The organism is Nocardiopsis trehalosi NBRC 14201, assembly GCF_001552555.1.
Lineage (GTDB): Bacteria > Actinomycetota > Actinomycetes > Streptosporangiales > Streptosporangiaceae > Nocardiopsis_B > Nocardiopsis_B trehalosi.
In genome coordinates this window covers 49,908-76,019 of sequence record NZ_BCRK01000005.1, presented here as the reverse complement: position 1 = coordinate 76,019, position 26,112 = coordinate 49,908, and the positions used below count along the sequence as shown (strand labels likewise).

21 protein-coding genes are annotated in these 26,112 nt (G+C 72.8%); 5 read left to right on the top strand and 16 right to left on the bottom strand.

All coding sequences use genetic code 11. The features are described 5' to 3' along the window. Positions 1-192: 192 nt before the first annotated feature. The 8 genes from smpB to NT8_RS01960 all read right to left on the bottom strand — a co-directional run bounded on the left by smpB (position 193) and on the right by NT8_RS01960 (position 11,267). Entirely contained in the window at positions 193-657 is a 465-nt protein-coding gene (gene smpB, locus NT8_RS01995) for an SsrA-binding protein SmpB (RefSeq protein WP_067963494.1), read from the bottom strand. A 49-nt stretch (positions 658-706) separates the two neighbouring features. Continuing rightward, entirely contained in the window at positions 707-1,615 is a 909-nt protein-coding gene (ftsX, locus tag NT8_RS01990) for a permease-like cell division protein FtsX (RefSeq protein WP_174549502.1), read from the bottom strand. A 73-nt stretch (positions 1,616-1,688) separates the two neighbouring features. Continuing rightward, on the bottom strand, positions 1,689-2,378 hold the full coding sequence (gene ftsE / locus NT8_RS01985) for a cell division ATP-binding protein FtsE (RefSeq protein ID WP_067963489.1): 690 nt from the start codon (positions 2,376-2,378) through the stop codon (positions 1,689-1,691). Positions 2,379-2,673: 295 nt separating this feature from the next. Continuing rightward, on the bottom strand, positions 2,674-3,789 hold the full coding sequence (prfB, locus tag NT8_RS01980) for a peptide chain release factor 2 (protein ID WP_067963486.1): 1,116 nt from the start codon (positions 3,787-3,789) through the stop codon (positions 2,674-2,676). A gap of 111 nt (positions 3,790-3,900) precedes the next feature. Then, positions 3,901-8,784: an NAD-glutamate dehydrogenase gene (locus NT8_RS01975; RefSeq protein WP_067963483.1), complete on the bottom strand. Its 4,884-nt coding sequence runs from the start codon at positions 8,782-8,784 to the stop codon at positions 3,901-3,903. 437 nt (positions 8,785-9,221) lie between these two features. Next, complete coding sequence (locus NT8_RS01970) at positions 9,222-9,929, bottom strand: HAD family hydrolase (RefSeq protein ID WP_394326557.1); 708 nt, start codon at positions 9,927-9,929, stop codon at positions 9,222-9,224. Between the two features lie 120 nt (positions 9,930-10,049). Beyond that, positions 10,050-10,505 (bottom strand): DUF6912 family protein, encoded by a 456-nt coding sequence (locus tag NT8_RS01965; protein WP_067963480.1) that lies wholly within the window; start codon positions 10,503-10,505, stop codon positions 10,050-10,052. Between the two features lie 87 nt (positions 10,506-10,592). Next, on the bottom strand, positions 10,593-11,267 hold the full coding sequence (locus NT8_RS01960; protein WP_067963477.1) for an HAD family hydrolase: 675 nt from the start codon (positions 11,265-11,267) through the stop codon (positions 10,593-10,595). Positions 11,268-11,421: 154 nt separating this feature from the next. Here NT8_RS01960 and NT8_RS01955 point away from each other — a divergent pair, with 154 nt between their 5' ends. Beyond that, positions 11,422-12,618 carry an acyl-CoA dehydrogenase family protein gene (locus NT8_RS01955; RefSeq protein WP_067963474.1) on the top strand — a complete coding sequence of 399 codons (1,197 nt, stop codon included), beginning with the start codon at positions 11,422-11,424 and terminating at the stop codon, positions 12,616-12,618. A 195-nt stretch (positions 12,619-12,813) separates the two neighbouring features. Continuing rightward, on the top strand, positions 12,814-13,458 hold the full coding sequence (locus tag NT8_RS01950) for a Uma2 family endonuclease (RefSeq protein ID WP_394326556.1): 645 nt from the start codon (positions 12,814-12,816) through the stop codon (positions 13,456-13,458). A 27-nt stretch (positions 13,459-13,485) separates the two neighbouring features. Here NT8_RS01950 and NT8_RS01945 read toward each other — a convergent pair whose 3' ends face one another. The 7 genes from NT8_RS01945 to NT8_RS01915 form a co-directional block, all read right to left on the bottom strand. Next, on the bottom strand, positions 13,486-15,144 hold the full coding sequence (locus NT8_RS01945) for a glycoside hydrolase family 3 protein (protein WP_067963468.1): 1,659 nt from the start codon (positions 15,142-15,144) through the stop codon (positions 13,486-13,488). A 137-nt stretch (positions 15,145-15,281) separates the two neighbouring features. Continuing rightward, positions 15,282-16,964: a phosphoenolpyruvate--protein phosphotransferase gene (gene ptsP, locus NT8_RS01940; RefSeq protein WP_067963517.1), complete on the bottom strand. Its 1,683-nt coding sequence runs from the start codon at positions 16,962-16,964 to the stop codon at positions 15,282-15,284. A 14-nt stretch (positions 16,965-16,978) separates the two neighbouring features. Next, the gene (locus NT8_RS01935) at positions 16,979-17,236 is read right to left on the bottom strand and encodes an HPr family phosphocarrier protein (RefSeq protein ID WP_067963466.1); all 258 of its coding nucleotides are present in this window, start codon (positions 17,234-17,236) and stop codon (positions 16,979-16,981) included. Between the two features lie 29 nt (positions 17,237-17,265). Further along, positions 17,266-17,928, bottom strand: a complete 663-nt coding sequence (locus NT8_RS01930) for an HAD family hydrolase (protein WP_067963514.1) — start codon at positions 17,926-17,928, stop codon at positions 17,266-17,268. 11 nt (positions 17,929-17,939) lie between these two features. Then, positions 17,940-18,395, bottom strand: a complete 456-nt coding sequence (locus tag NT8_RS01925; RefSeq protein ID WP_067963464.1) for a PTS sugar transporter subunit IIA — start codon at positions 18,393-18,395, stop codon at positions 17,940-17,942. Positions 18,396-18,444: 49 nt separating this feature from the next. Then, on the bottom strand, positions 18,445-18,687 hold the full coding sequence (locus NT8_RS01920) for a glucose PTS transporter subunit EIIB (RefSeq protein ID WP_067963461.1): 243 nt from the start codon (positions 18,685-18,687) through the stop codon (positions 18,445-18,447). Positions 18,688-18,810: 123 nt separating this feature from the next. After that, positions 18,811-19,833 (bottom strand): SIS domain-containing protein, encoded by a 1,023-nt coding sequence (locus tag NT8_RS01915; protein WP_067963459.1) that lies wholly within the window; start codon positions 19,831-19,833, stop codon positions 18,811-18,813. A gap of 204 nt (positions 19,834-20,037) precedes the next feature. Here NT8_RS01915 and NT8_RS01910 point away from each other — a divergent pair, with 204 nt between their 5' ends. Both NT8_RS01910 and NT8_RS01905 read left to right on the top strand, forming a co-directional pair. Next, complete coding sequence (locus NT8_RS01910; RefSeq protein ID WP_067963456.1) at positions 20,038-20,778, top strand: GntR family transcriptional regulator; 741 nt, start codon at positions 20,038-20,040, stop codon at positions 20,776-20,778. Between the two features lie 120 nt (positions 20,779-20,898). Continuing rightward, positions 20,899-22,299, top strand: a complete 1,401-nt coding sequence (locus NT8_RS01905; protein ID WP_084468573.1) for a PTS transporter subunit EIIC — start codon at positions 20,899-20,901, stop codon at positions 22,297-22,299. A 284-nt stretch (positions 22,300-22,583) separates the two neighbouring features. On the opposite strand, the gene secA is transcribed toward NT8_RS01905, so the two are convergent. Next, complete coding sequence (gene secA / locus NT8_RS01900) at positions 22,584-25,427, bottom strand: preprotein translocase subunit SecA (RefSeq protein WP_067963451.1); 2,844 nt, start codon at positions 25,425-25,427, stop codon at positions 22,584-22,586. Between the two features lie 235 nt (positions 25,428-25,662). Between secA and NT8_RS01895 the strand changes: the two genes are divergently transcribed. Beyond that, on the top strand, positions 25,663-26,043 hold the full coding sequence (locus NT8_RS01895; protein WP_067963448.1) for an MFS transporter: 381 nt from the start codon (positions 25,663-25,665) through the stop codon (positions 26,041-26,043). Positions 26,044-26,112: the final 69 nt, after the last annotated feature.

The following is a 26,112-nucleotide window of genomic DNA, read 5'->3' as shown; positions in this document are numbered from 1 at the left end:
TCGCCGTCGGTCTGGCGGGCGGCGCCCTCGTAGGCGCCGGCCTGCCAGTCGAGCAGGAAGGTGCGGACGGCGACCTCCGGGCTGGGCTCGGGGGCGCACCCGGTGATGACGGCGGCCGTTGCCAGCCCGGTTCCCGCGGCGAGGAGACGGCGGAGGTGACGGGGGGACACCCTGGGTCCTTTCACGGCGTGGTCAGCGTCGGCGGCGGAGTTCGCGCTCGATCTCGCGCTGCGCGTCGCGGGCGGCGATGTCCTGGCGCTTGTCGAAGCTGCGCTTGCCGCGGGCGAGCGCGATCTCGACCTTGGCCTTGCCGTCGCTGAAGTACAGGGACAGCGGGACGAGGGTGCGGCCGGCCTCGTTGGTCTTGCCGATGAGCCGGGAGATCTCCTCGCGGTGCAGCAGCAGCTTACGCGGTCGGCGCGCGGCGTGGTTGGTCCACGTCCCCTGCGCGTACTCGGGGATGTGGACGTTCTCCAGCCACACCTCGCCGTTCTTCACCTGGGCGAACCCGTCCACCAGGGACGCGCGTCCGGCACGCAGCGACTTGACCTCGGTACCGGTGAGCACGATGCCCGCCTCGTAGGTGTCGTCGATGTGGTAGTCGTGCCGGGCGCGCCGGTTCTGCGCGACGAGCTTGCGCCCCTTTTCCCGTGGCACAGGTGTCTTCCTTTCTCTGCCGCCCGGGGGTGTCCCGGGCGGCGCCGCGTCACACCCGCAGGTAGCGCCGCAGGGTCAGGAACGACGTCACGGTGCAGAGCAGCACGCCGAGGATCAGCGAGACGCCGATGACGGACGCGACCGCACCCGCGGTGAGGGTGACGTCGAACTGGAACCACGACTGGATGCGGTCGAGCAGGAACACCCGCGCGGCGACGATGAACCCGGACGCGATGATGCCGCCGAGGAGGCCGGCGACCGCGCCCTCCAGCAGGAACGGCAGCTGGATGTAGAAGTTGGACGCGCCGACGAGCCGCATGATGCCGGTCTCGCGGCGGCGGCTGTAGGCGGACAGCCGGATCGTGTTGCCGATCAGCAGCGCGGCGGCCGCCAACTGGACGAACGCGACCACGAGCGCGGCCCACTTGAGCCCGTCGAGCAGGCCGAAGAACTGCTCCAGCACGGCCTGGTCGTTGGAGACGGAGTCGACGCCGGGCCGGCCTTCGACCGCGCCGGTGACGGCCTCGTACTGGGTGGGGTCGGCGAGCTGCACCCGGAAGTTGTCCGGGATGTCGCCCTCCTGGGTGGCCTCGACCAGTGCGCGGTTGTTGGAGAAGCGCTCCTGGAAGTCCGCCCACGCCTCCTCGGCGGTGACGTACTCGACGCTCTGCACCTCGTCCAGCTGCTCCAGGTCCTGCTGGATCTGCGTGCGCTCGTCCTCGGTGGCCGCCCCGTTCTCCTCACAGGCGTTGGACGGGGAGGTGTCCGTGCACATGTAGACGGTGAGGGAGATACGATCATCCCAGAACTGGCGCATCTGCGAGACCTGCTGGTTGATCAGCAGACCGCCGCCGAACAGGGCGAGCGAGATCGCCACGGTGGTGATGACCGCGATGGTCATCGTCAGGTTCCGCCGCAGGCCGATCCAGGTCTCGGAAAGTACGAATTGTGCTCGCATGATGTGTTAAGCGTCCATCCTAAGGGGCTTCGCGGTCGCCGCGCCCGCGCGGACGCGCTCGGCAGGCCCCGCGTCAGTAGGCCTGGCCGTAGACGCCGCGCGTCTGGTCGCGCACGACCTCGCCCTCTTCGAGCTCGATGACGCGCTTGCGCATCGAGTCGACGATGGCGGCATCGTGGGTCGCCATGACCACGGTGGTACCGGTGCGGTTGATTCGGTCGAGCACCTTCATGATGCCGATCGAGGTGGCGGGGTCGATGTTGCCGGTGGGCTCGTCGGCCAGCAGGATCTGCGGCCGGTTGACGAACGCGCGCGCGATGGCCACGCGCTGCTGCTCGCCGCCGGAGAGCTCGTCGGGCATGCGCTCGGCCTTGCCTTCGAGGCCGACCAGCTCGACGACCTCGGGCACCACCTTGCGGATGAACCGGCGGGGCTTGCCGATGACCTCCAGCGCGAACGCGACGTTCTCGAAGACGTTCTTGTTCGGCAGCAGCCGGAAGTCCTGGAAGACGCAGCCGATACGGCGCCGCAGGTGCGGCACCTTCCAGTTGGAGAGGCGGGCGAGGTCCTTGCCGGCGACGTGCACCCGGCCGTGCGTGGGCTTCTCCTCCTTGAGGACCAGCCGCAGGAACGTGGATTTACCCGACCCGGAGGGGCCGACGAGGAACACGAACTCGCCCTTGTCGACGTCGATGGAAACGTCCGCCAGAGCGGGGCGCTTCTGGGTCGGGTAGACCTTGGTGACGTTATCGAAGTGGATCACAGGTGCATCACAAGGTTCTCGGAGTTGGGGCGCCCGGCGGATGAGCGCATCCGCATAGGGCAGTACCGGCCACGGGGCCAATCGACAGTGTAGAGGGGATCGCAACCCGGAATGTCCGCTCCCGCCCCATCACGGAGAAGGGTCGCGGCACAACCCGGTGACCGCCGAGCGGCCGGGCACCCCTACGCGCGTCGTCGGCCACGGCTGTCCGTGGGACAACAGAGACGAGCATATCGGAACTGTCAATCGAAGATAACGTTCACGTATACCGACGTGTCCCCGTGGCGCGCGCCCCCTACGCCGACTCGCGCTCCTGGCTGCGCATCCAGCGGATCTCGGCGTCGATGAACTCGTCGATGTCGCCGTCGAGGACACCGCTCGGGTTGCCGCTCTCCAGGCCCGTGCGCACATCCTTCACGCTCTGGTACGGCTGCAGGACGTAGTTGCGCATCTGCGTGCCCCAGCTGCTCACGCTGTCGCCGCGCAGCTCGTCCAGCTCGGCCTTCTCCTCGCGGCGCTTGCGCTCCAGCAGTTTGGCCTGGAGCATCGACATGGCCGTGGCGCGGTTCTGCAGCTGCGACCGCTCGTTCTGGCACGAGGTGACGATGCCGGTGGGCAGGTGGGTGATCCGCACCGCGGAGTCGGTGGTGTTGACGCCCTGGCCGCCGGGGCCGCTCGACCGGTAGACGTCGATGCGCAGGTCGCCCTCGTCGATGTCGATGTGGTCGCTCTGCTCGACCACCGGCACCACGTCGACGCCCGCGAACGAGGTCTGGCGCCGGTTCTGGTTGTCGAACGGCGAGATCCGCACCAGCCGGTGGGTGCCGTGCTCGCCGCGCAGCGTGCCGTAGGCGAACGGGGCCTTCACGGCGAAGCTGGTCGACTTGATGCCGGCCTCCTCGGCGTAGGAGGTCTCGTAGACCTCCGTCGGGTAGCCGTGGCGCTCGGCCCAGCGCAGGTACATCCGCTGGAGCATCTGCGCCCAGTCGGCGGCGTCGACGCCGCCCGCCTGGGAGTTGATGGTGACCAGCGCCTCGCGCTCATCGTAGGGGCCGTTGAGGAGGGTGCGGACCTCCAGCTCGCCGATGTCCTTGCGCAGCGACTCCAGCTCGCGGTCGGCCTCGGCGCGGGTGTCGGCGTCGTCCTCGTCGGCGGCGAGCTCGTAGAGCACGCCGAGGTCGTCGAGGCGCTGCCGGATGGCGGCGAGCTTGGTGACGACCGACTCCAGGTTGGACAGCCGGCGGGTGACCTTCTGGGCGTTGCCCGGGTCGCCCCACAGCTCGGGGTCGGCGGACTGCTCGCGCAGCTGCTCGATCTCGGTCTGCATGGCGTCGACGTCCAGGACGGACTCCACGCTCGCGAGCGTGGAGGAGAGGTCCTTGATCTTCTCTGCGGGGTCTAGGTCTGCCACACCCCAAGTCTAGGGCGTGGCGGGGCGGCCGCTCACCTCCCCCGCGCGGAGGGGCGCGCGCCGCCGGGCCCGCACCCCCCGCTGCGGAGGGGGCGGGCCCGGCGGCGCCGGTCAGTCGCGGGGGCGGACCAGGGAGCGGATGGACCGCAGCGCCACCGAGAGCGTGGCGAGGTCGAACCGCTCGGTCTCCCAGATCTCCGACAGGGTCTGCCCGGCCCGGCGGACCGCCACCGTATTGCGCTCGCTCCAGTGGGAGCGCAGCTCGTCGGGGGTCTCGCCGGAGTCGCCGGACTCCAGGACGTTGGCCGTGAGGTCGGCGTGCGTGGCGTAGAGGTCGTCGCGCACGGCCGCCCGCGCCATGGTCGCCCACCGGTCGTCGCGCGGCAGCGCGATGACGCGCTCGCGCAGCCGGCTGATCTGCAGCTGGTCGGCGAGGTCGAAGTAGACCTCGGCGACCTCGCGCAGCGGGCGGCCGGTGCGGGAGGCGACGTCCACCAGGTCGAACGTGGAGTAGGCGGGCACCATCGCGGCGACGCGCACGGCCAGCTCCTCGGGCACCCCGAGGGAGGCGAACCGGTCGCGGCGCTCGGTGAACGACGCGAGGTCGCGGCCCTGGAGCAGCTCGGGCAGCTGCGGCACGATCTCGGCGACGCCGTCGGCGAAGAACGCGATCTCCTCGCTCAGCGCGAACGGCGACCGCCGGTTGCGCAGCAGCCAGCGCGCCCCCCGCTCGGTGAGCTTGCGGGCCTCCAGCAGCATGCCGAGCTGGGTGTCGACGTCGATGCGGTGGTCGAGGTCCTCGACGGCCTGCCAGAAGTCGCGCAGCCCGAACACGTCGCGCACCACCAGGTAGGCGCGGGCGATGTCGTCGGGGGTGGCGCCCAGCTCCTCGGTGACCCGGAACGCGAACGTCGACCCCGAGTGGTTCACCATGTCGTTGACGACCTGGTTGGCGATGATCTCGCGGGCCAGCGGGTGCGAGGGCATCACGTCGGCGAACCGCTCGCGCAGCGCCGTGGGGAAGTACGCGGTGAGCGTGTCGCCGAGGTAGGGGTCGGTGGGCAGGTCGGACTCCGCGATCGCCTCCTTGAGGCTGATCTTGGTGTAGGCGATGAGGGTGCCGAACTCGGGCCCGGTGAGGCCCTGGCCCGCGGAGCGGCGGGCGGCGATCGCCTTGTCGTCGGGCAGGAACTCCAGCTTCCGCTTGACCCGGCCGGAGCGCTCCAGGCGGCGGAGGTAGCGGGAGTGGACGTGCAGCATCGACCCGGCCTGCTTGCGGGCCGCGGCGAGCACGACGTTCTGCGCGTAGTTGTTGTCGAGCACCTGGTGGGCGACCTCGTCGGTCATGCCCATGAACAGCTCGTCGCGCTCCTCCTTGCCGAGGCGGCCCTCGCGGACCTCGCGGTCGAGCATGATCTTGATGTTGACCTCGTGGTCGGAGGTGTCGACCCCGGCGGAGTTGTCGATGAAGTCGGAGTTCACCCGGCCGCCGGCCAGCGCGAACTCGATCCGCGCCGCCTGGGTGAGGCCGAGGTTGCCGCCCTCGCCGACCACCTTGCACCGGAGTTCGGCGGCGTCGACCCGCACCGGGTCGTTGGCCTTGTCGCCGGCGTCGGCGTGGGTCTCGGTGCTCGCCTTGACGTAGGTGCCGATGCCGCCGTTCCAGAGCAGGTCGACCGGCGCGGTGAGGATGTGCCGGATCAGCTCGAACGGGGTGAGCGAGGTGGTGCCCTCGTCGATGCCCAGCGCCGCGCGCACCTGCGGGGTGATCGGGATGGACTTGGCGGTGCGCGGGTGCACGCCGCCGCCCGCCGAGATCAGCGAGGTGTCGTAGTCGGCCCAGGAGCTGCGGGGCAGCGCGAACAGCCGCTCGCGCTCGGCGAAGGACCGCTCGGGGTCGGGGTCGGGGTCGAGGAAGACGTGCCGGTGGTCGAAGGCGGCGACCAGGCGGATGTGCCGCGACAGCAGCATGCCGTTCCCGAAGACGTCACCGGACATGTCGCCGATGCCGACCGCGGTGAAGTCGTCGTTCTGGGTGTCGACGCCCATCTCGCGGAAGTGGTACCGCACGGACTCCCACGCGCCGCGGGCGGTGATGCCCATGGCCTTGTGGTCGTAGCCGACCGACCCGCCGGAGGCGAAGGCGTCGCCGAGCCAGAAGCCGCGCTCGACGGAGATGCCGTTGGCGATGTCGGAGAAGGTGGCGGTGCCCTTGTCGGCGGCGACGACCAGGTAGGAGTCGTCGGCGTCGTAGCGGACGACGTCGCGCGGGTGCTCGACCTCGCCGCCGACGAGGTTGTCGGTGACGTCGAGCAGGCCGCCGATGAACTGCTTGTAGCAGGCCACGACCTCGGCCATGACGGCGTCGCGGTCGCCGCCGGCGGGCAGCCGCTTGCAGACGAAACCGCCCTTGGCGCCGCTGGGGACGATGACGGAGTTCTTCACCATCTGCGCCTTGACCAGGCCCAGGATCTCGGTGCGGAAGTCCTCGAAGCGGTCCGACCAGCGCAGTCCGCCGCGCGCCACCGGGCCGAACCGCAGGTGCACGCCCTCGATGCGCGGCGAGTAGACGAACATCTCGAAGCGCGGCCGGGGCGCGGGCAGGTCGGGGATGTTCTGCGGGTCGAGCTTGTAGACGAGGTACGGCTTGCGGGTGTCGGTCCCGGGCTCGGTCTGGAAGTAGTTGGTGCGCAGGGTGGCCTCGATCATGGCGAGGAACGCGCGCAGGATGCGGTCGTGGTCGAGGCTGGCGACGGAGTCGAGTTCGCCGCGGATCTCCTCGGTGATGGCCTCGCTGCGCTCGTGGCGCCCGGTGTCGTGGCGCGGGTCGAACCGCGACTCGAACAGGCGCACCAGCAGGTTGGCGATGTGCACGTTGGCGACGAGCACGTCGGCGATGTAGGCGGGGCTGAAGGTGCTGCCGGTCTGGCGCAGGTACTTGGCGTAGGCGCGCAGGATGGTGAGCTGGCGCCAGCCGAGGCCGGCGCGGACGACCAGCGCGTTGAAGTCGTCGGACTCGCCGAGGCCCTGCCACAGGGCGGTGAACGCGTCCTCGAACAGGAACTTGAGCCGGTTGGGGGGCAGGTCGACGGCGTCGGGGATGGGGGCCAGGCCGAAGTCGTAGATCCAGGCGCGGTCGGCGCCGCCGGGGGCGGTGACGCCGTAGGGGCGCTCGTCCACGACCTCGACGCCGAGGTGCTCCAGCAGGGGCAGGACGCGCGACAGCGAGACGGGCTCGCCGGTGCGGTAGACCTTGAACCGCCACTCGGCGGGGTCGTCGGACTCCGACCGGTAGAGGTTGACGGTGAGGCCGTCGGCGTCGAGGGCGTCGAGCCGGGCGATGTCGTCCACGGCGGTGGCGGCGTCGGTGTCGACCTTGTAGCCCTCGGGGAGGGCGTCGCCGTAGGCGCGGAGCAGTTCGGCGGCGCGGTCGGCGCCGAAGCGGCCGCTCAGCTCGGCCAGCAGGTCGTCGTCCCAGGAGCGGGTGGCCTTGACGACCTCGGCCTCCAGGGCGCCGTGGTCGACGTCGGCGAGGGCGGTGCCGCGCTCGGCGCGCACCACCAGGTGCAGCCGGGCGAAGGGCGCCGAACCGATCATCACCCCGTGGTCCATGGTGGCGCCGTGGAAGGCGTCGGCGAGGACCCGCTGGATGTCCAGGCGGACCTGGGTGGTGTAGCGGTCGCGCGGCATGTACACGAGGCACGACATGTACCGGCCGTAGGGGTCGCGGCGCAGGAAGAGCTTGGTGCCCCGGCGCTCGCGCAGCCGCAGCACGCCCAGGACGATGTCGTACAGCTCGTCCACCGGGGTCTGCAGCAGCTCCTCGCGCGGGAAGCTCTCGAGGATCTCGACCAGGTCGCGGCCGTCGTAGCTGTCGGCGTCGAACCCGGCGAGGTCGAGCACCTCGGCCTGCTTGCGCTGCAGGATGGGGATCTGCGCGATGCTGGTGGTGACGGCCTCGTGGGTGAACAGGCCGAGGAACCGGTGCTCGCCGACGATGCGGCCCTGGGCGTCGAACTTCTTGACGCCGATGTAGTCGAGGTACTTCGGCTTGTGCACGGTGGCCCGGGAGTTGGCCTTGGTGAGCACGAGCAGGTGGGGCTCGCGGGCCTTGGCGCGGGCCTCGGGCGGCAGCGCGGCGAAGCTCTCGGAGGCGGGGACGTCGAGCCGGAGCAGGCCGAGGCCGGTGCCGGCGCGGGGGCTCAGCGCGAGCTCCTCGGTGCCGTCGTCGGCGCTGTCGGCGATCAGGGCGTACTCGCGGTAGCCCATGAAGGTGAAGTTGCGGTCGGCGACCCAGCGGAGGAAGGCGGCGGCGTCGGCGACCTCGCCGGGGTCGACGCCGCCGGCCAGCGGGCCGCCCTCGGCGGCCGCGTCGGCGAGGGCGAGGGCGCGGCTGCGCATCTTCTCGGAGTCCTCGTCGACGTAGCGGACGTCGCCCAGGACGCGCTCGATGTCGGCGGCGAGCTGCTTGAGGAGGGTGGTGTCGGTCTGCCGGTCGATCTCGATGTGCATCCACGACTCGGCCAGCGGGCGCAGGCCGTCGCCGTCGGTGTCGGGCTCGATCTCCAGCAGGCCGCCGGAGAGGTCGCGGGCCACCCGCAGCTGGGGGTGGACGACCAGGTGGACGCCGATGCCGCGCCGGGCGAGCTCCATGGTCACGGAGGTGACGAGGAAGGGGGCGTCGTCGGTGATGATCTCGACGACGCTGTGCCCGACGTCCCATCCGGCGTCGTCGTCGGTGGGGGTGCTGACGCGCACCTTGGCGCGCCCCTGCGGCCGGTGGCGGCCGAGGTCGAGATGGGCGGCCGCCGGGCCGCAGATCTGGGCGGGGGTCCGCTCCTTCAGCTCATCGGAGGCGACGTGCCGATAGTAGAGCGGGAGGAACCGCTCGATCCGGTCGATGCCGCCACGGTCCGCGTCGGGGCGCGCGGAGGACCATTGCGCGAGCGCGTCGCGCAGCAATTGATCGTGCACGGCGTCAGACTGCCCGGACATGATTCGATCTCACTCCCTTGTGAGTCGTCGGGTCCGACCGGGGCGCGGCGGCGCCGGTCGGGGCATACCAGCGTGTGAAGTTTTGTGACGTCCGCGCGGGGGCGCGGGGCTCGGCGCCGGACTCGGACACCGCCGGTGGGGCGGCCTGTGCGCACAGGTCATGGCGGGAACCGACCGGACGACGTTGTCCGGTCCCGCCGGTGCCCAGGTTACTGCTTTTCACACGAGGCCACGGCGTTCAACGCTGTTAACAGTGCGTTTCGACTGTTTGCAGCGCATTGCCGGGCCGGGCGGTGTCCCCACGTACCGTACGCGGGCGGGACGGACCGGGCAATGTTCCCTTCGTCCCCTTCTGAGCCACGTATCGGACAGACACCGGCCACGCGACCGGCCGAGGCGGGGTCGCCGGACCCCATCGGGCCGCCGGGGCGCGGCGGTCAGCCGGCGGGGGCCGGCCCGCCGGTGGCGTGCTCGACGGCGGCGAGCAGGGCCCGGACGTCGGTGAGGTCGGGCAGGACGTGCGCGGCCCCGGCGGCGCGGAGCTGGGACTCGGTGGCCGACCCGCTGAGCACCGCGATCGGGGTGGCGTGGCCGATGACGGCGGCCTCGACGTCGCGCACGGAGTCGGTGACGTAGACGGTCGCCGACTCCGGGAACGCGGCGCGGTGGGCCTCGGCGGCACGCATCCGGGTGAACTGGATCAGGCTCGCCTTGGGGTAGTACTCGGAGCCGAAGCCGCCGATGCTCAGGTCCAGGTGGCGGTCGAGGCCGAACGCGGCGAGCTTGGCCATGGCGTTCGGCATGATCGTGCCGGTGACCACGGTCTGCACGGTGTCGGGCAGGCCCGCGACCGCCGCGAGGGCCTCGGCCGCGCCGGGCAGCGCCCGGCCGCGCGCGGCCAGCTGGTCGCGGCGGCGCGCGAACGCCTCGGCCAGGGCCTCCAGGAAGTCGGGCAGCGGCTCCTCGTCCGGCGCGAGCGCGGTGTCGTTGCGCGCCAGGAACTCGAAGAAGACCTCGGAGTCGGTCCGCCCGCCGGTGGACGCCAGGTAGACCAGCGGCTCACCGGTGACCTTCTCGAAGGCCTCGGCGTAGGCGGCGCGGGTCACCTGGGCGACGTCGACGAGGGTGTGGTCGATATTCCACAACACCAGCCTGCTGATGGGAGGCTCCTTGAGCGAGTGATGTGCGGGCGTTCGCCCTATATCTTGCCGCACCGCGCGGGGCCGCACACCGCCGCGTCCGCCCCGCGCCCCCGAGGGGCCGGTTCAGGCCAGCAGGTAGCGCAGCTCCTGGGTGGCGTACCAGAGGAGTTCGCGGTCGTCGGCGGCGCCGGGGTCGGCGCCGGACGCCGCCGCCGCGACGTCGCCGGCCGCGGCCTCCTCGTCGACGTGCACGGCCGCGATCCGCTTCAGGGGGACGGTGCCCCGGACCTCCACCGGCACCGCGCCGCCGTCCTCGGCGGGTCCGGCGGGCGCCAGGGCGGTGTCGGGCACGTCGGCGGCGACGACCGCCCGGCGGCGCGGCGCGGCGGGGTCGGCGGCCAGCAGGCGCAGCGACGCGTCGGCGGCCGCGCTCAGGGCCAGGTACTCCAGTTCCTCGTCGTCGGCGGCGGCGCCGCCCGGGGCCGCCGCGGCGAAGCCGGTGAGCGGGGCGCCGCCGAGCTCGCCCTCGGCGAGGACGGCCGCCAGGGCGGGGAAGGTGCTGGGCAGGAAGATGCGCATCGTGGACTCGCCTGTTCGGGCCGGTGGGTGGTCGCTCCACGCCGAAGTGTGCCAGCCGCCGGCCCGGCGGCGCGCGCCGACCCGGCGTCAGCCCGGCAGCGGGTCGAGCGGGACGCCGCAGGTCTCGGCCAGGCGGGCGCGGGTCTCGTCGGGGTCGCGGTGCAGGATGCCGGTCATACCGACCTCGACGGCGGCCGCGACGTTGTGCTCGATGTCGTCGATGAACACGCACTCGGCGGGGGCCAGCCCGGCGGCGTCGCAGGCGTGCCGGAAGATCTCCGGCTCGGGCTTGCGCATGCCGACCTCGCCGGAGATCACGACGGCGTCGAACGTGGCGTCGAACAGCTCGCGCGGGTAGACGTTGCCCCAGGAGTTGGAGAGCAGGCAGGTGCGCATGCCGTGGTCGCGGGCGCGGCGCAGGACCGCGTACATCTCCTCGACCGGGGTGAAGCCGGCGAACATCCGGGTGATCAGGCCTTCGGCGGTGACCGGTCCGCCGTCGACCAGGCGGAGCGCGGCGGCGAGCACCCGCTCGAACTCCTCGGTGGCGACCTCGCCCCGCTCCAGGGCGTGGATGGGGTTGCCGGGCGCGCCGGGTCCCCCGTTGCCGCCGTAGGCGCCGCCGACCCAGGAGCGCATGACGGTGCGGTAGTGGTCCTCGTCGATGCGCTCGGCCGCCAGCCAGGCGCCGATGGTGTCGGGCAGCGGCGCGGTGAGCACCCCGCCCCAGTCCGTGATGATCCCGCGGCAGGTGCCGGCCATGCGATCGCCTCCGTCGCCGTCGAACTGCGCTGACCTCGGCCCGCGCTCGGGCGCGGGCCGGGGCGGGTACCTTCCCGCGCCGGAGCCGCGCCAACCCTCGGGACCCGGCCACCCGCCACGGACCGACCGGTCGGTCGGATGGCATACTCGGGGCATGGACTTCGCTCTCAGCCCCACGGCCGCGACCTACCTGGCCGACCTGCACGAGTTCATGGACGCGCACGTCTACCCGGCGGAGCCCGTCTACGAGCGGTGGCGCGAGGAGGCCGGCCCCGACGACCACACCCCGCCGCCCGTCCTGGAGGACCTCAAGGCCGAGGCGCGCCGCCGCGGCCTGTGGAACCTCTTCCTCCCCGATGTGGGCGGCCTCAGCGTGCTCGACTACGCCAGCCTGGCCGAGGTCACCGGCCGCTCCCACCTCGCCCCCCAGGCCCTCAACTGCTCGGCCCCCGACACCGGGAACATGGAGGTGCTGCACATGTTCGGCACCCCGGAGCAGCGCGAGCGCTGGCTGGAACCGCTGCTGGACGGCCGCATCCGCTCGGCGTTCGCCATGACCGAGCCGGACGTCGCCTCCTCCGACGCCACCAACATCGCCACCTCCATCACCCGCGACGGCGACTCCTACGTCATCAACGGGCGCAAGTGGTGGATCAGCGGGGCCGCCGACCCCCGCTGCGAGGTGTTCATCGTCATGGGCAAGACCGACCCCGACGGGCCGACCCACCGGCAGCAGTCGATGATCCTGGTGCCGCGCGACACCCCGGGGGTGGAGGTCCTGCGCTCCCTCCCGGTGTTCGGCTACCAGGACCAGGAGGGCCACTGCGAGATCACGTTCACCGACGTCCGGGTGCCCGCCGCCAACCTCATCGCGGGCGAGGGCGACGGGTTCCGCATCGCGCAGGCCCGGCTCGGCCCCGGCCGGGTGCACCACTGCATGCGCGTCCTGGGCGTGGCCGAGCGGGCGCTGGAGCTGATGGTGCGCCGCGCCGCCTCCCGGGTGGCGTTCGGCCGCCCGCTCTCCGACCAGGGGGTGGTGCGCCAGCAGATCGCCGAGTCCCGCCTGGCCATCGAGCAGGCCCGGCTGCTGGTGCTGAAGACGGCGTGGCTGATCGACAACCACGGCACCCGCGAGGCCCGCACCGAGATCGCCGCCATCAAGGTGGCCGCCCCGCGCGCGGCGGTGGAGGTCATCGACCGCGCCATCCAGGTGCACGGCGGCGCCGGCGTCAGCGGCGACGTCCCCCTCGCCCGGATGTACGCGCACGCCCGCGCCATGCGCATCTTCGACGGCCCCGACGAGGTCCACCTGCGCTCCATCGCCCGCCGCGAGATCGCCCGCCACACCTGACCGCCCACGACCGACCCGAGGGCGCCGCGGGGCGATCTGGTATTCCAGGTCCCCCCGCGGCTTTCGTCCCCGGCACCCCCTCCGACCTGCGACGCGAGGGAGCCGCGACCACGGACCCTCCGCGCTTCACCGAAAGCGCGTTCGAAGTGACGGAGGGTCACGCCAGGCTGGCCGCCATGACCCTGAGGAGGCAGAATGCTCGTTATGGTGTCACGCGACTGCGAACCGCCCCTGGCCCCGCGACTGACCGTGGACGACCTGGCGCGCACACCCGACGACGGCCGGAGGTACGAGCTGGCCGATGGGAGGCTTGAGGTGTCCGCGGCGCCGACCGGGCTCCACACGCGCGCCGAGCACCGTCTCGGCTGGCTGCTCACCAACGCGGCCCCCGACGAGGTCTTCGAGGTGCACGCCGGTCCCGGCGTCACCCTGAACGACGCCCGGACCTCGCACCGGGTGCCCGATCTCGCCGTCATCCGCACCGCGGAGTTCACCTTGCCGTACCAGACCCGGCCGCCCGTGCTGGTGGTCGAGGTCCTCTCGCCCGAGAGCATCTTCCGCGACATGCAGCGGAAGCGGGACGAGTACGCCCGGTTCGGCATCGCGTCGTACTGGATCGTCAACCCGTCGCTGGAGAAGCCGGCGGTCTCCGTCCTCCGCCTCGACGGTGGCGCCTACCGCGAGGCCGGCCAGGTCTACGGCACGGACGTCCTGGAGACCGAGGAGTCGTTCCCGGTGCGGCTGGTCCCCGAGTGGCTGGTCGCCGACGGTCCGTGGAAGGCCGCCATCGGCGGCGGGGCCGACCCGGCCGCCGGTACGGGGGCGGTCGCCGAGGGCTGATCCCGGCGCGGCGGGGCGGGCTCGGCCTCAGTACTCCAGGCCGGCGCCGGCGGGCAGGTCGGCGGCGGGGATGGCGACCGGGAGGCGGCCGGTCGGGGGCGTCTCGCCCGCGATGGCGCGGGCCGCGGCCGTGCGCGAGACCTCCATGGCCGAGTACACCGCGAGGTAGGCGTCCGCCGCGCCGAGGTCGGCGACCTCGTAGGGCGTGCCCTGGCCGACCACGACCACCGGGACGCCCGCCGAGCGGGCGGCGGCCACCGCGCCCGCGGTGTCGCCGCCGCCGTCGGTGCCCACCACGGCGACGTCGGCCTCGGCGGCGGCGCCGGCCACCGGGTGGCCCAGGCGCTCCAGCTCGGCCGCGATGGTGTCGGCGCCCTCGCCGGCGACGTGCACGGTCGCGCCGCCGTCCAGGGGCAGCACGCCGCCCTCGTCGCGCAGCAGGGTCACGGACGCGTCGGCGACCCGCTGGGCGGCGGCCTGGTGCTCGTCGGAGCCGACCGCCGCCGCGGCGGCGCCGGCGTCGACCGGGTCGGCGTCGAACAGGCCCCGGCGCAGCTTGAGCTCCAGCACCCGGCGGACCGAGTCGTCGAGCCGCTCCTCGCTGATGGTGCCGTCGGCCACCGCGTCGCGGACCGCCCGCACCGCCGCGGCGCCGTCGGGCGGCATGAGGAGCTGGTCGATCCCGGCGAGGACCGCCCGGACGGCGACCTCGCCGTCGCCGTGCGTCTGGCGGACGCCCTCCATGTTGAGGGCGTCGGTGGTGACCACGCCGTCGTAGCCGAGTTCGCCGCGCAGGACCCCGTCGACCACGGCCGGCGAGAGGGTGGCGGGCTCGCCGGAGTCGTCCAGGGCGGGGAACAGCAGGTGCCCGGTCATGATCATGTCGACGTCGGCCGCGATCGCCCGCCGGAACGGCGGCAGGTCCTCCCGCTCCCACTCCGCGCGGGTCTTGTCGACCACGGGCAGGCCGGTGTGGCTGTCGGTGGCGGTGTCGCCGTGCCCGGGGAAGTGCTTGACGGCGGGCACCACGCCGCCCTCGGCGAACGCGGCGGCCTCGGCCAGGGCGAGGTCGCCGACCAGTTCGGGGTCGGAGCCGAACGAGCGGATGCCGATGACCGGGTTGGCGGGGTCGGCGTTGACGTCGGCGTCGGGCGCGTAGTCGAGGTTGACGCCGAGCGCGGTGAGGTCGGCGGCGGTGGTGCGGGCGAGGGTGGCGGCCATCTCGGTGTCGCCGGTGGCGCCGACGGCCATGGCGTCGGGGAACCGGGCGCCGACGGGGAGCCGGGCGACCATGCCGTGCTCCTGGTCGATGCCGAGGAACAGGGGGATTCCGGCGCCGCTGTCGGCGGCGAGGTCCTGGAGCCCGTTGGACAGGTCGGCGATCTGCTCGGCGCCGGTGAGGTTCTGCGGGAAGTAGATGAACCCGCCGGGGTGCAGGTCGGCGATGGTGGCGGCGTTCTCGGCGGCGGTGGTGCCGTCGGCCTGGAGGACGAAGAGCTGCCCCACCTTCTCCTCGGTGCTCATGTCCGCCATCAGCTCCTCGGCCTCGGCCGTGCGGTCCGGCTCGGCGGACGGGCTCGGCTCGGGGGAGGGCGTCGCCGCCGGCTCCCCTCCCCCACTGGTGCAGGCGGTCCCGGCCAGGAGCAGGCCGGTCGCGAGGAGGGCGGTGAGGCGGCGGAGGCGCATGGAGGTTCCGAACGACGGCGGTGGTGGTGGCGGGTGCGGGCGGGCGGTGCGGGGCCCGCGCGCCGCCCACGATAGCGGCGGACGCGAGCGGGGGCGCACCGCCGCGGCGGTGCGCCCCCGGTCGGGGCGGTGCGGGGTCAGAGCCCCAGGTCGGCCAGGCCGTCGAGGCGTTCGCGGGCGAGCCGCTTGGCCTCGTCGGTACCGCGGGCGGCGAGGGCCGCCGCGGCGGCCTGCCGGCACTGCTCCCGCGTGCTGCGCGCCAGCGCGGCGCGCACCAGCGGCAGCGCCGCGGCCCCCATGGACAGGCTGGTCACGCCCAGGCCGGTGAGGACGCAGGCCAGGACGGGGTCGGCGGCGGCCTCGCCGCACACCCCGCACGGCCGGCCGGCGGCCTCGGCGGCGGTGGCGGTCGCGGCCACCAGCTCCAGGACACCGGGCTGCCAGGGGTCCTGGAAGCGGCCCAGGCCGCCGATCTCGCGGTCGGCCGCGCAGGTGTACTGGGTGAGGTCGTTGGTGCCGATGCTGAAGAAGTCGGCCGACTCGGCGAGGTGGCGGGCGCGCAGCGCGGCCGCCGGGACCTCGATCATGATGCCCGCGTTCTCGATGCCGGCCTTGCCCGCTGCGGCGGCGAACCACTCGACGTCCTCGACGTCGGTGACCATGGGCGCCATGACCTGGAGGTCGGCCTCGGTGCCGGCGGCGGCCTCGGCGAGCGCGGTGAGCTGGGCCTCCAGGGTGGCGGGGAACCGGCGCATCATCCGCAGCCCGCGCTCGCCCAGGGCCGGGTTGGGCTCGGGGGCGGGCGGGGGCAGGAACGCGAGGGGCTTGTCGGCCCCGGAGTCGAGGGTGCGGACGACGACCTTGCCGCCGGGGAACGCCGCCAGGACCTCGCGGTAGGCGGCGACCTGCTCCTCGTGGGTGGGCGCGTCGGCCCGGTCCAGGAACAGGAACTCGGTGCGGTACAGCCCCACGCCCTCGGCGCCGTTGGCCAGCGCCGCGGGCAGGTCGGCGGGGCCGCCGATGTTGGCGAGCAGCGGCACCGGGTGGCCGTCGGCGGTGCGGCCGGGGCCGCTGGTGCCGGCCGCGGCGGCCGCGCGGGCGTCGGCGGTGGCGCGCGCGGTGGCGACCGTGTCGGGGTCGGGGTCGCGCAGCACCCGGCCGGTGGCGCCGTCGACCAGCAGCGGGGTGCCGTCGGTGATGGTGTCGGCGTCGGCGCAGGCGACCACGGCGGGCAGGCCCAGGGAGCGGGCGAGGATGGCGGTGTGGCTGGTGGGGCCGCCCTCGCGGGTGATGAACGCGACGACCAGGTCGGGGTCGAGCACCGCGGTGTCGGCGGGCGCGAGGTCGGCGGCGACGAGCACGTAGGGCTCGGCCGACTCGGGGATGCCGGGCACCGGGACGCCGAGGAGCCGGGCGACGATGCGGTCGCGGACGTCGTCGAGGTCGGCGACCCGGGCGGCGAGGTAGTCGCCGGCGCCGGCCAGCATCTGCCGGTAGACCGCCATGGCCTCGGACACGGCGCGGGCCGCCGAGGCGCCCTCGCCGACGCGCTTGCGGATGTCGTCGGCCAGGGCCGGGTCGCGGGCCATGAGCGCCTGGGCGGCGAGGACCTCCTGGGCCTGCCCGCCGGCGCGCTCGCCGCGTGCGGTGAGGTCCTGGGCGGTGTCCTCCATGGCCGCCGCGGCCCGCCGGTACTCGGCCTCGGCGTCGCCGCCGTGCCGGTCGTCGGCGGGCGGTGCGGGCACGTCGCGGGTGAGCCGGAGTGCGGGGCCGTAACCGACCCCGGAGCTGACGCCGACGCCGCTGAGCTTGTCCACCATGCTGCTGTCCCCCACTATCCGGCGTTCGCGATCTCGGCCAGCCGGTCGAGGACCGCCTCGGCGTCGTCCCCGTCGACGTTGATGACGATCTCGTCGCCGTTGCGCACGTCCAGGCCCATGACGGCCAGGATGCTCTTGGCCGGGACCGGGGTGCCGTCGCCCTTGGCGACGGTCACCGTGCCGGCCGCCTTCGACGCGGCCTCCACGAACAGCGCGGCCGGGCGGGCGTGCAGGCCCACCTCGGATTCCACTGTGACGCGGCGTTCTGCCACTGGTGGCTCCTCTTCCTCTGGTTGGGGGGTCAGCTTGTTCGGACGGTAAGGCGGGGCCAGTCGACCTCGGTCAGGTGGTCCACCACCAGGTCGGCCTCGCCCAGCTTGGTGCGGTCGTGGGTGGTGGTGATACCGACGACACGCATCCCGGCTGTCTTTCCCGCCTGGATGCCGGCGGGGGTGTCCTCGAAGACCGCGATGTGCTCGGGCGCGTAGCCGAGGATGTCGGCGCCCATGAGGTAGCCGCGCGGGTCGGGCTTGCCGACGGCGACGTCGGCGGCCGTCACCAGGCCCTTGAACAGCTCGGCCACGCCGAGGCGCTCCAGCGCGAGTTCGGCCCAGTCGCGCCCGGCCGAGGTGACCAGGGCGAACGGCACCCCCTCGGCGTGCAGGCGGCGGACGAACGCCACGGACTCGGGCAGGTCGCGGACGGGGGGCAGGTCGGGGCTCGAACCGATCTGCTGGAGTTCGGCCAGCAGCACGTCCCAGGTCACGCCGGGGAACAGCGCCGGGTCCTCGGAGAGGACGTCGGCGCCGCGCCGGCCCATGAACCGGTGCAGGGTCGCCTCGTCGTAGGGCACGTTGTGGGCGTCGAGCAGCCGGGCCCAGGTGGCCAGGGAGCGGGGCTCGCTGTTGATCAGGGTCCCGTCGAGGTCGAACAGGGCGGCACGGGGCGGGGTCGCGTCGTTCATGTCGGTCTCTGTCACGCCCAGGAGAACAACCGGTCACCCGCCGCGACTTCCCCGGCGGCGGGATCGGCGACCGCGTCGGGGGCGGCGTCGAGGGCGACGACGGGCACGATCGGGGCGCGGCCGCCGGCGGCGACGTCGGCCGGGTTCCACCGGATGACGGGGGTGCCGGCCTCGACCTGGTCGCCCTCGGCGGCGAGCAGGTCGAACCCGGCGCCGCCGAGCGTGACGGTGTCGATGCCGAGGTGGACGAGGACGCCGCGGCCCTCGGTCGAGACGACGACGAACGCGTGCGGGTGCAGTTTGAGGATGCGCCCGGTGATGGGCGCCAGGGCGTCCTGCGGGGCGCGGTCGGGCTCGACGGCGGCCCCGGGCCCGACCATGCCCTGGGCGAACACGGGGTCGGGGACCCCGGTCATGGCCACGGCGGTGCCGGGGACGGGCGAGAGCACGGGGAGCACGCGGCACATCCTTCCTGGGTGGGCGCGGCCCGGCGGGGGCCGCGCCCGTGGTCGGTGGTCAGTCGCGGTCGAGCAGGTCGTTGATGTCGTCGGTCAGCGCGTCGGCCTCGGGGCCGACGACGACCTGCACGATCGATCCGGAGACCAGGACGCCGTGGGCGCCCGCGGCCTTCAGCGCGGCCTCGTCCACCTTGCCGGGGTCGCCGACCTCGGTGCGCAGCCGGGTGATGCACGCCTCGATGTCCTCGATGTTGCCGGCGCCGCCGAGTCCGGCGACGATCGCGGCTGCCTTGTCGGCCATGTCTGCCTCCAGGTATCGGGCGCGGCGGCCGGGCGGCCCGCGCGGTGGCCGACCGGGCGGCCGCGCCCGGGGAATGCGAACGTGGGTGTCAAGGAGAGCTTAGGTGTCCTGGAGGCGACACCGTTAGGACGTCTGGGTGACCTTGCCCAGGCCGCGGGGCGCGTCGGGGTCGTAGCCCAGGCGCCGGGCGAGCTTCTCGGTGAGGATCTGGGCCGGCACGATGAGGTTGATCGGGGCCAGCCACTCGGGCACGTCGGGCGCCGGGACCGACAGGTCGCAGGCGTCGGCCAGGGCGTCGCCGCCGCCGATGGCGTAGACGGGGGCGCCGGCGGCGGCGACGCGCTCGGCGAGCGCGACCGTGCCGGGCAGGGTCGGCCCGTTGTTGGCGGCGACGAGGATGGCGGGGGTCCCGGAGTCGACCACGGCGATGGGGCCGTGCAGCAGGTCGGCGTAGGACAGGCCCATGGCGTGCAGGTAGCACGCCTCCTTGAGCTTGAGGGCGGCCTCCAGGGCGGTGGAGAACGCCATGCCGCGCCCGGACACCACCGCGCCCTGGACGCCCACGAGGCGGTCCACGATGGCGTCGAGCCGGTCGTCGGACTGGGCCAGAGCCGCCTCGATGGCGTCGGGCGCGCCCAGCAGCTCGCCGCGGTCGAGGCCGGCGCCGAGGCCGAGGGCGAGCACGGCGAGGGCGGCGAGCTGGGTGGTGTAGGTCTTGGTGGCGGGGACGGCGAGTTCGGTGCCGGCCCGGGTGACGAGGGCGACGTCGGCGGACTCGGCCAGCGGGGAGCCCTCGCCGTTGGTGACGGCGACGGTGCGGGCGCCGCAGTCGGCGGCCCACCGCATGGTGTCCACGATCTCCTCGGTCTTCCCGGACTGGGAGATGGCGACCGCGAGCACGTCGGACAGGTCGATCCGGGCGCCGTAGGTGGTGGCGATGGAGGGGGACGCCAGGGTGGCCAGGCGCCCGCTGTGCGCCTGGAGCAGGTAGCCGCCGTAGACCGCGGCGTTGTCGGAGGAGCCGCGGGCGATGAAGAGCACCTGGCGGGTCTCCCGGCCGAGGGCGGCGATGTCGTCGGTGAGCGGCAGGAGCGCGTCCAGGGTGGCGCGCAGGGCGGCCGGCTGCTCCGCGATCTCCGCGCGCATCACACTCGTGGTGGTCATGTGGTGGTCTCTTCCCCTCGGTCTGGTCGCCTCGCGCGAAGGCCCTGAACTGCACGGACAAGCACGAACGGGGTGATCCACGCGGTCGGGCGCCCGGTGTGTTGACACGCCGCGGCGTCCTGTGGTCTAGTCCGGCCTATACCAGTCATATCAGAATGTCCGACGACCGAACAGGCGCGCACCGACATGGCGATCGACCCGACGAGCCCCGTCCCGAAGTACGCGCAGCTCCGGGACCTCCTGCTCGACTGGATCGTCGAGGCCGGGCTGTCCGTGGACGCCCTCGTGCCCTCCGAACGCGAACTGGGCGTCCGCTACGGCCTCTCCCGGATGACCGTCCGGCAGACCATCGACCTCCTCGTGGCCGAGGGCAAGCTCTACCGCGTCCCCGGCAAGGGCACCTTCGTCGCCCGCCCCAAGATCGAGATGGCGCTGGCCCTCGCCTCGTTCACCGAGGACATGCGCGCCCGGGGCTTCACGCCCGGCTCCCGCGACCTGTCCCGGCGCATCGGCCCGGCCAGCGGCGGCACCGCGCGGATGATGGGCATCCCGCAGGGCACCCCGGTGCACCAGATCGAGCGGCTGCGCACCGCCGACGGCGAGCCCATGGCGGTCGAGCGGTCCAGCATCCCGGTCTCGATCGCGCCGCACCTCGACACCTTCTCCTTGTCCGGACGCTCCCTGTACTCGATCCTGGAGGAGGAGTTCGGGATCATCCTCGACTCCGGGGAGCAGACCATCGAGGCCGGCGTCTGCGACCCCGCCGACGCCAAGCTCCTCGGTCTGCCGCTGGGCAGCCCGGTGCTGTCGATGCAGCGCCGCAGCTTCGCCAAGGGCAGATGCGTCGAACTGGCGCGCTCGCTCTACCGCGCCGACCGCTACCAGCTCCACTCGCGCCTTGACCCGCGCCGCACGGCCGGCTCCTGACCGCCCCGTGCGTCCCAGGGGCGCCGGCCCGCACCACCATCCCCCGCAACCGCACCACCTGGGAGGCCCGCGGTGACCACCTCGTCCACGTCCACCGGCAAGAGATCCGGATCGGGCGCCATGTCCGGCGTCCTCGCCGTCCTGCAGCGCATCGGGCGCAGCCTGATGATGCCCATCGCGGTCCTGCCCGCGGCGGCGATCCTGCTCCGGCTCGGCCAGGGCGACATGCTCGGCTCCAACGGGGCCGAACCCGGCGGTCTGGCCGACGTCGCGGGCCTGGGCTGGATGGTGCCCGTCGCCGGCGTCATCGGCACGGCGGGCGACGCGCTGTTCCAGATGCTCCCGCTGCTGTTCGCGGTCGGCGTCGCCATCGGGTTCGCCCGCAAGGCCGACGGCTCCACGGCGCTGGCCGCGGTCGTCGGCTACGCCGTGTTCGACCGCGTCACCAAGTACCTGTTCTTCGACCGCGGCGGCGAACTCGGCACGGCCGTGACCACGTACAACGCCGCGGGCGAGGAGGTCGTCAACTGGGGCGCGAAGAACCCCGTGGACGTGCTCGGCGGCATCATCATCGGCATCGTGGCCGCGCTGCTGTGGCAGCGCTACTACCGGATCAAGCTGCCGACCTGGCTCGGCTTCTTCGGCGGCCGCAGGTTCGTGCCGATCGTCACCGCCCTCGCCGGGCTGGTGCTGGCGGTGGTGTTCGGGTTCGTGTGGCCTACTGTGGGCGGCTGGATCAACGGGCTCGGCGACTGGATCGTCGGCTCCGGCGCGGTCGGCGCCGGCGTGTACGGCGTGGTCAACCGGCTGCTGCTGCCGTTCGGCCTGCACCACGTCGTCAACTCGGTCGTCTGGTTCGTGTTCGGCAGCTACACCGACCCGGCCACCGGCGACGTGTTCAACGGTGAGATCAGCCGCTACCTGGCGGGCGACCCGACGGCGGGCGGCTTCCTGTCCGGGTTCTTCCCGGTGCTGATGTTCGGCCTGCCCGGCGCCGCCCTCGCCATGTGGCGCGCCGCGCACCCCAGCCAGCGGGCGGCGGTCGGCGGCATCATGATCTCGGCGGCGCTGACGGCGTTCGTCACCGGCATCACCGAGCCGATCGAGTTCGCGTTCATCTTCATCGCGCCGGTGCTGTTCGCGGTACATGTGGTGCTGACCGGCGTCTCGCACGCGCTGCTCAACGCGTTCGACGCGCACCTCGGCTTCGGGTTCTCCGCCGGGCTCATCGACCTGCTGATCAACGCGTTCAAGTCGAACACGACCGGGCTGCCGCTCATCATCGGCCTGGGGCTCGTCTACTTCGTCCTGTACTACGCGATCTTCACGTTCCTCATCAAGAAGCTCAACCTGCCCACGCCCGGCCGCGAACCGGTCGAGGAGAAGGCGTCGGTGGCCGTCGACGCCGACGCGGCGGCCGACGCCGCGGCCGACCCGGCGACCGGCACTGGTGGGGGCACGGCGCCCGCCGCCGACCGCCCCGACTCCCCCGGCAAGGGCACCCCGCCGCCGGCCTCCTGACCGTCCGGCGCGCCGCGGCCCCGCCCCCGAACCGTCGGGGGCGGGGCCGTCCGCGTGTACGGGGCGGCCGGCCGCAGCGGGGCCGCGCGCCGACCGGGGCCCGGTCGGCGCTCCCTATGGGCGGACACCGGCGCGCGGGGACCGCGCCGCCGTGCGGACGGCGGCGCACCCGGGGCGCGGGCACGCCCGGTCGGCCGAGGGGGTGTGCCCCGGAGGGGCCGGAGACGCGGACGGCCGCGGCCCGCCGGAGCGGGACCGCGGCCGCCGGAGCGGTGCGCCGGTGGCTAGACCTTGGCCTTGGGGTCGCCGTGGCACTTCTTGAACTTCTTGCCCGAGCCGCAGGGGCACGGGGCGTTGCGCGCCGCGCCCGCGTAGGGGTCGTCGGCGGCCTCGGTGTGCTTCTCGACGCCGCCGCCTTCGCTCGGCCCGGAGAACTGCAGCCGGTCGGGGGTGGTGTCGGCGCCCAGGCCCGCCACCACGACCTCCTCGGCCGGGGCCTCGGTGTCGGGCTCGGCGCCCTCGTCCTCGGCAACCTGGTCCTCGGCGGCCTGGTCCTCGGCGGGCACGGCGGCGACGGTGGCGGCCGTGGCCGCGGCACCGGCCGGGGTCAGGTTCTGCTCGGCCGGGCGGCGCACCTGGAACTCGCCGTTGAACAGGAAGGCGACCGACTCCTCCTTGATGCCTTCGAGCATCTCCTGGAACATGTCGAAGCCCTCGCGCTGATACTCGATCAGCGGGTTGCGCTGCGCCATGGCCCGCAGGCCGATGCCCTGCTGGAGGTAGTCCATCTCGTACAGGTGCTCGCGCCACTTGCGGTCCATGATCCGCAGGATGACCTGGCGCTCGATCTCGCGCATGGCGTCGGGGCCGAACTCGGCCTCGCGGCGCTCATAGGCGCCCTCGGCGTCCTCGCGCACGTGCTGGGAGAGGATCTCGGGGGTGAGCGAACCGAGGTCGCCGCCGATGTCGTCGATCAGCTGGTCGGCCGTGAACCCGATCGGGTACGCCTGCTTGAACGCCCGCCACAGCTTCTCGAGGTCCCAGTCGGTGGCGTCGCCCTCGGCCGTGGCCTGCCGGACGTAGCCGTCGAGGACGTCGTCGATCATGGCGGTGACCTGCTCGCGCAGGTCCTCGCCCTCAAGAACCTTGCGGCGCTCGGCGTAGATGACCTTGCGCTGCCGGTTGAGGACCTCGTCGTACTTCAAGACGTTCTTGCGGATCTCGAAGTTCTGCTGCTCGACCTGGCCCTGCGCCGACTGGATGGCCTTGCTGACCACCCCGGACTCGATGGGCTGGTCGTCGGGGATGTTCAGCCGGTCGTAGATCATCTCGACCCGGGCGCTGTTGAACAGCCGCATCAGGTCGTCCTCGAGGGAGAGGTAGAACCGCGACACGCCGGGGTCGCCCTGGCGGCCGGAGCGGCCGCGGAGCTGGTTGTCGATGCGGCGGGACTCGTGGCGCTCGGTGCCCAGCACGTACAGGCCGCCGGCCTCGACCACCTGCTCGTGCTCGCTCTCGACCTCCTTGCGGGCCTTTTCGAGCGCCTCGGGCCAGGCGGCCTCGTACTCCTCGGGGGTCTCCAGCGGGGTCAGGCCGCGGGCCTGCAGCTCCTCGTCGGCCATGACGTCGGGGTTGCCGCCGAGCATGATGTCGGTACCGCGGCCGGCCATGTTGGTGGCCACCGTGACCGCGCCCAGCTTGCCGGCGCGCGCGATGATCGCGGCCTCGCGGGCGTGGTTCTTCGCGTTCAGCACCTCGTGGTCGATGCCGCGCCGCTTGAGCATCTTCGACAGCAGCTCGGACTTCTCGACGCTGGTGGTGCCCACCAGGACCGGCTGGCCCTCGGCGTTGCGCTCGGCGATGTCGTCGACGACCGCCTCGAACTTGGCGTCCTCGCCCTTGTAGACGATGTCCTTGGCGTCGTCGCGCACCATCGGCTTGTTCGTGGGGATGGGGACCACGCCGATGCCGTAGGTCTGGTGGAACTCGGCGGCCTCGGTGGAGGCCGTACCGGTCATGCCCGCCAGCTTGTCGTACATGCGGAAGTAGTTCTGCAGGGTGACCTTGGCGAGCGTCTGGTTCTCGTCCTTGATCCGCACCTTCTCCTTGGCCTCGATGGCCTGGTGCATGCCCTCGTTGTAGCGGCGGCCCTTCAGCACGCGCCCGGTGAACTCGTCGACGATGAGGACCTCACCGTCCTTGACGATGTACTCCTTGTCGCGCCGGTACAGCTCCTTGGCCTTGAGCGAGTTGTTCAGGAAGCTGATCAGCGGGGTGTTGACGGCCTCGTAGAGGTTGTCGATGCCCAGCCAGTCCTCGACCTTGGCGACGCCGCTCTCGGTGATGCCGACCGTGCGGTTCTTCTCCTCGACCTCGTAGTCGACGTCGCGGCGCAGGCGCGGGGCGATCTTGGCGAACTCGGCGTACCAGCGGGAGTTCTGCTCGGCAGGGCCGCTGATGATCAGCGGCGTGCGGGCCTCGTCGATGAGGATGGAGTCGACCTCGTCGACGATGGCGAAGGTGTGGCCGCGCTGCACGGTGTCGGCCAGCGACTGCGCCATGTTGTCGCGCAGGTAGTCGAAGCCGAACTCGTTGTTGGTGCCGTGCGTGATGTCGGCGAGGTAGGCGGCCCGGCGCGCGGAGCGCGACATGTCGGGCGAGATGACGCCGACCTCCATGCCGAGGAACTGGTAGATGCGCCCCATGTTCTCGGCGTCGCGCTTGGCGAGGTAGTCGTTCACGGTGATGACGTGGACGCCCTTGCCCGCGAGGGCGTTGAGGTACACCGCGAGGGTGGCGGTGAGGGTCTTGCCCTCACCGGTCTTCATCTCGGCGATGTTGCCCAGGTGCAGCGCGGCGCCGCCCATGAGCTGGACGTCGAAGTGCCGCTGGCCGAGGGTGCGCTTGGCGGCCTCGCGCACCGTGGCGAAGGCCTCGGGCAGCAGGTCGTCCAGGGACTCGCCGTCCGTGTGGCGCTGGCGGTACTCGTCGGTGAGTGCGCGCAGCTCGGCGTCGGAGAGGTCGACGTAGTCGTCCTCGATCGAGTTGATCTGGTCCTTGAGCCGCTTGAGCCTGCGCAGGATCTTGCCTTCGCCTGCACGGAGGACCTTGTCGAGTATGCCTGGCACTTCCTATGCGCTCCTCGCAGTACTGGGCCCGCGTCCGGAGGCGGGACGGATGATCCTTGACCCCCAGCGTTCCATCCTAGGCGAGCCTATTGCCTCGGTGACCCGCCGCGCCTCCCCCGCGACCGGCCTGTGGACGGCGGCGCGCGCTGATTCAAGCCGATGCCCTCGGGTAATCCGGGAGGAGAGGCAGGAAATCGACCACCTGACAGACCACCTGACACAGGGGGAGCCGACCATGGCCGAGAAGGAACGCGGCGCCACCGAGCGCGCGGACAACAGCAACGAGGACCGCGACGAGTACATCCGCGGCTACCAGGGCGAGGGCGGCCGGTGGGCGCCCACCAACAGCCACCGCGGGCGCGCGGCGTCCTGGGTGGCCGTGGCGTTCCTGGTGGTGGGGTTCGCGCTGGGCGGGCTGTCGCTGGTGCTCGGCCCGTCGTGGTGGGTGCTCGGGGCGGGCGTGGTGCTCATGGCGATCGGCGCCGTCCTGTGCTTCACCACCGACATCTTCAGCGACGTGGTCCTGGACGACCCGCACCACGGCCAGGAGGAGCGGCACGACACCCCGCTGCACCGCATCAAGAACCGCGACGGCGGGCAGCGCCGCACGGCGTGACCGCCGGGCGAGCCCGGCCGCACATGACGGGTGCCGCGACCGGATCGGTCGCGGCACCCGTCATGTGCG

Bases quoted from the DNA above. Each gene is read 5' to 3' on its own strand.
- NT8_RS01930 (WP_067963514.1), bottom strand. From the start codon at position 17,928: ATGAACGACGCGACCCCGCCCCGTGCCGCCCTGTTCGACCTCGACGGG.
- NT8_RS01920 (WP_067963461.1), bottom strand. From the start codon at position 18,687: ATGGCCGACAAGGCAGCCGCGATCGTCGCCGGACTCGGCGGCGCCGGC.
- NT8_RS01955 (WP_067963474.1), top strand. From the start codon at position 11,422: ATGGACTTCGCTCTCAGCCCCACGGCCGCGACCTACCTGGCCGACCTG.
- NT8_RS01975 (WP_067963483.1), bottom strand. From the start codon at position 8,784: ATGTCCGGGCAGTCTGACGCCGTGCACGATCAATTGCTGCGCGACGCG.
- NT8_RS01915 (WP_067963459.1), bottom strand. From the start codon at position 19,833: ATGCGCGCGGAGATCGCGGAGCAGCCGGCCGCCCTGCGCGCCACCCTG.
- NT8_RS01950 (WP_394326556.1), top strand. From the start codon at position 12,814: ATGCTCGTTATGGTGTCACGCGACTGCGAACCGCCCCTGGCCCCGCGA.
- NT8_RS01960 (WP_067963477.1), bottom strand. From the start codon at position 11,267: ATGGCCGGCACCTGCCGCGGGATCATCACGGACTGGGGCGGGGTGCTC.
- NT8_RS01925 (WP_067963464.1), bottom strand. From the start codon at position 18,395: ATGTGCCGCGTGCTCCCCGTGCTCTCGCCCGTCCCCGGCACCGCCGTG.
- NT8_RS01910 (WP_067963456.1), top strand. From the start codon at position 20,038: ATGGCGATCGACCCGACGAGCCCCGTCCCGAAGTACGCGCAGCTCCGG.
- NT8_RS01905 (WP_084468573.1), top strand. From the start codon at position 20,899: ATGTCCGGCGTCCTCGCCGTCCTGCAGCGCATCGGGCGCAGCCTGATG.
- NT8_RS01895 (WP_067963448.1), top strand. From the start codon at position 25,663: ATGGCCGAGAAGGAACGCGGCGCCACCGAGCGCGCGGACAACAGCAAC.
- ftsX (WP_174549502.1), bottom strand. From the start codon at position 1,615: ATGCGAGCACAATTCGTACTTTCCGAGACCTGGATCGGCCTGCGGCGG.
- NT8_RS01965 (WP_067963480.1), bottom strand. From the start codon at position 10,505: ATGCGCATCTTCCTGCCCAGCACCTTCCCCGCCCTGGCGGCCGTCCTC.
- ptsP (WP_067963517.1), bottom strand. From the start codon at position 16,964: ATGGTGGACAAGCTCAGCGGCGTCGGCGTCAGCTCCGGGGTCGGTTAC.
- NT8_RS01945 (WP_067963468.1), bottom strand. From the start codon at position 15,144: ATGCGCCTCCGCCGCCTCACCGCCCTCCTCGCGACCGGCCTGCTCCTG.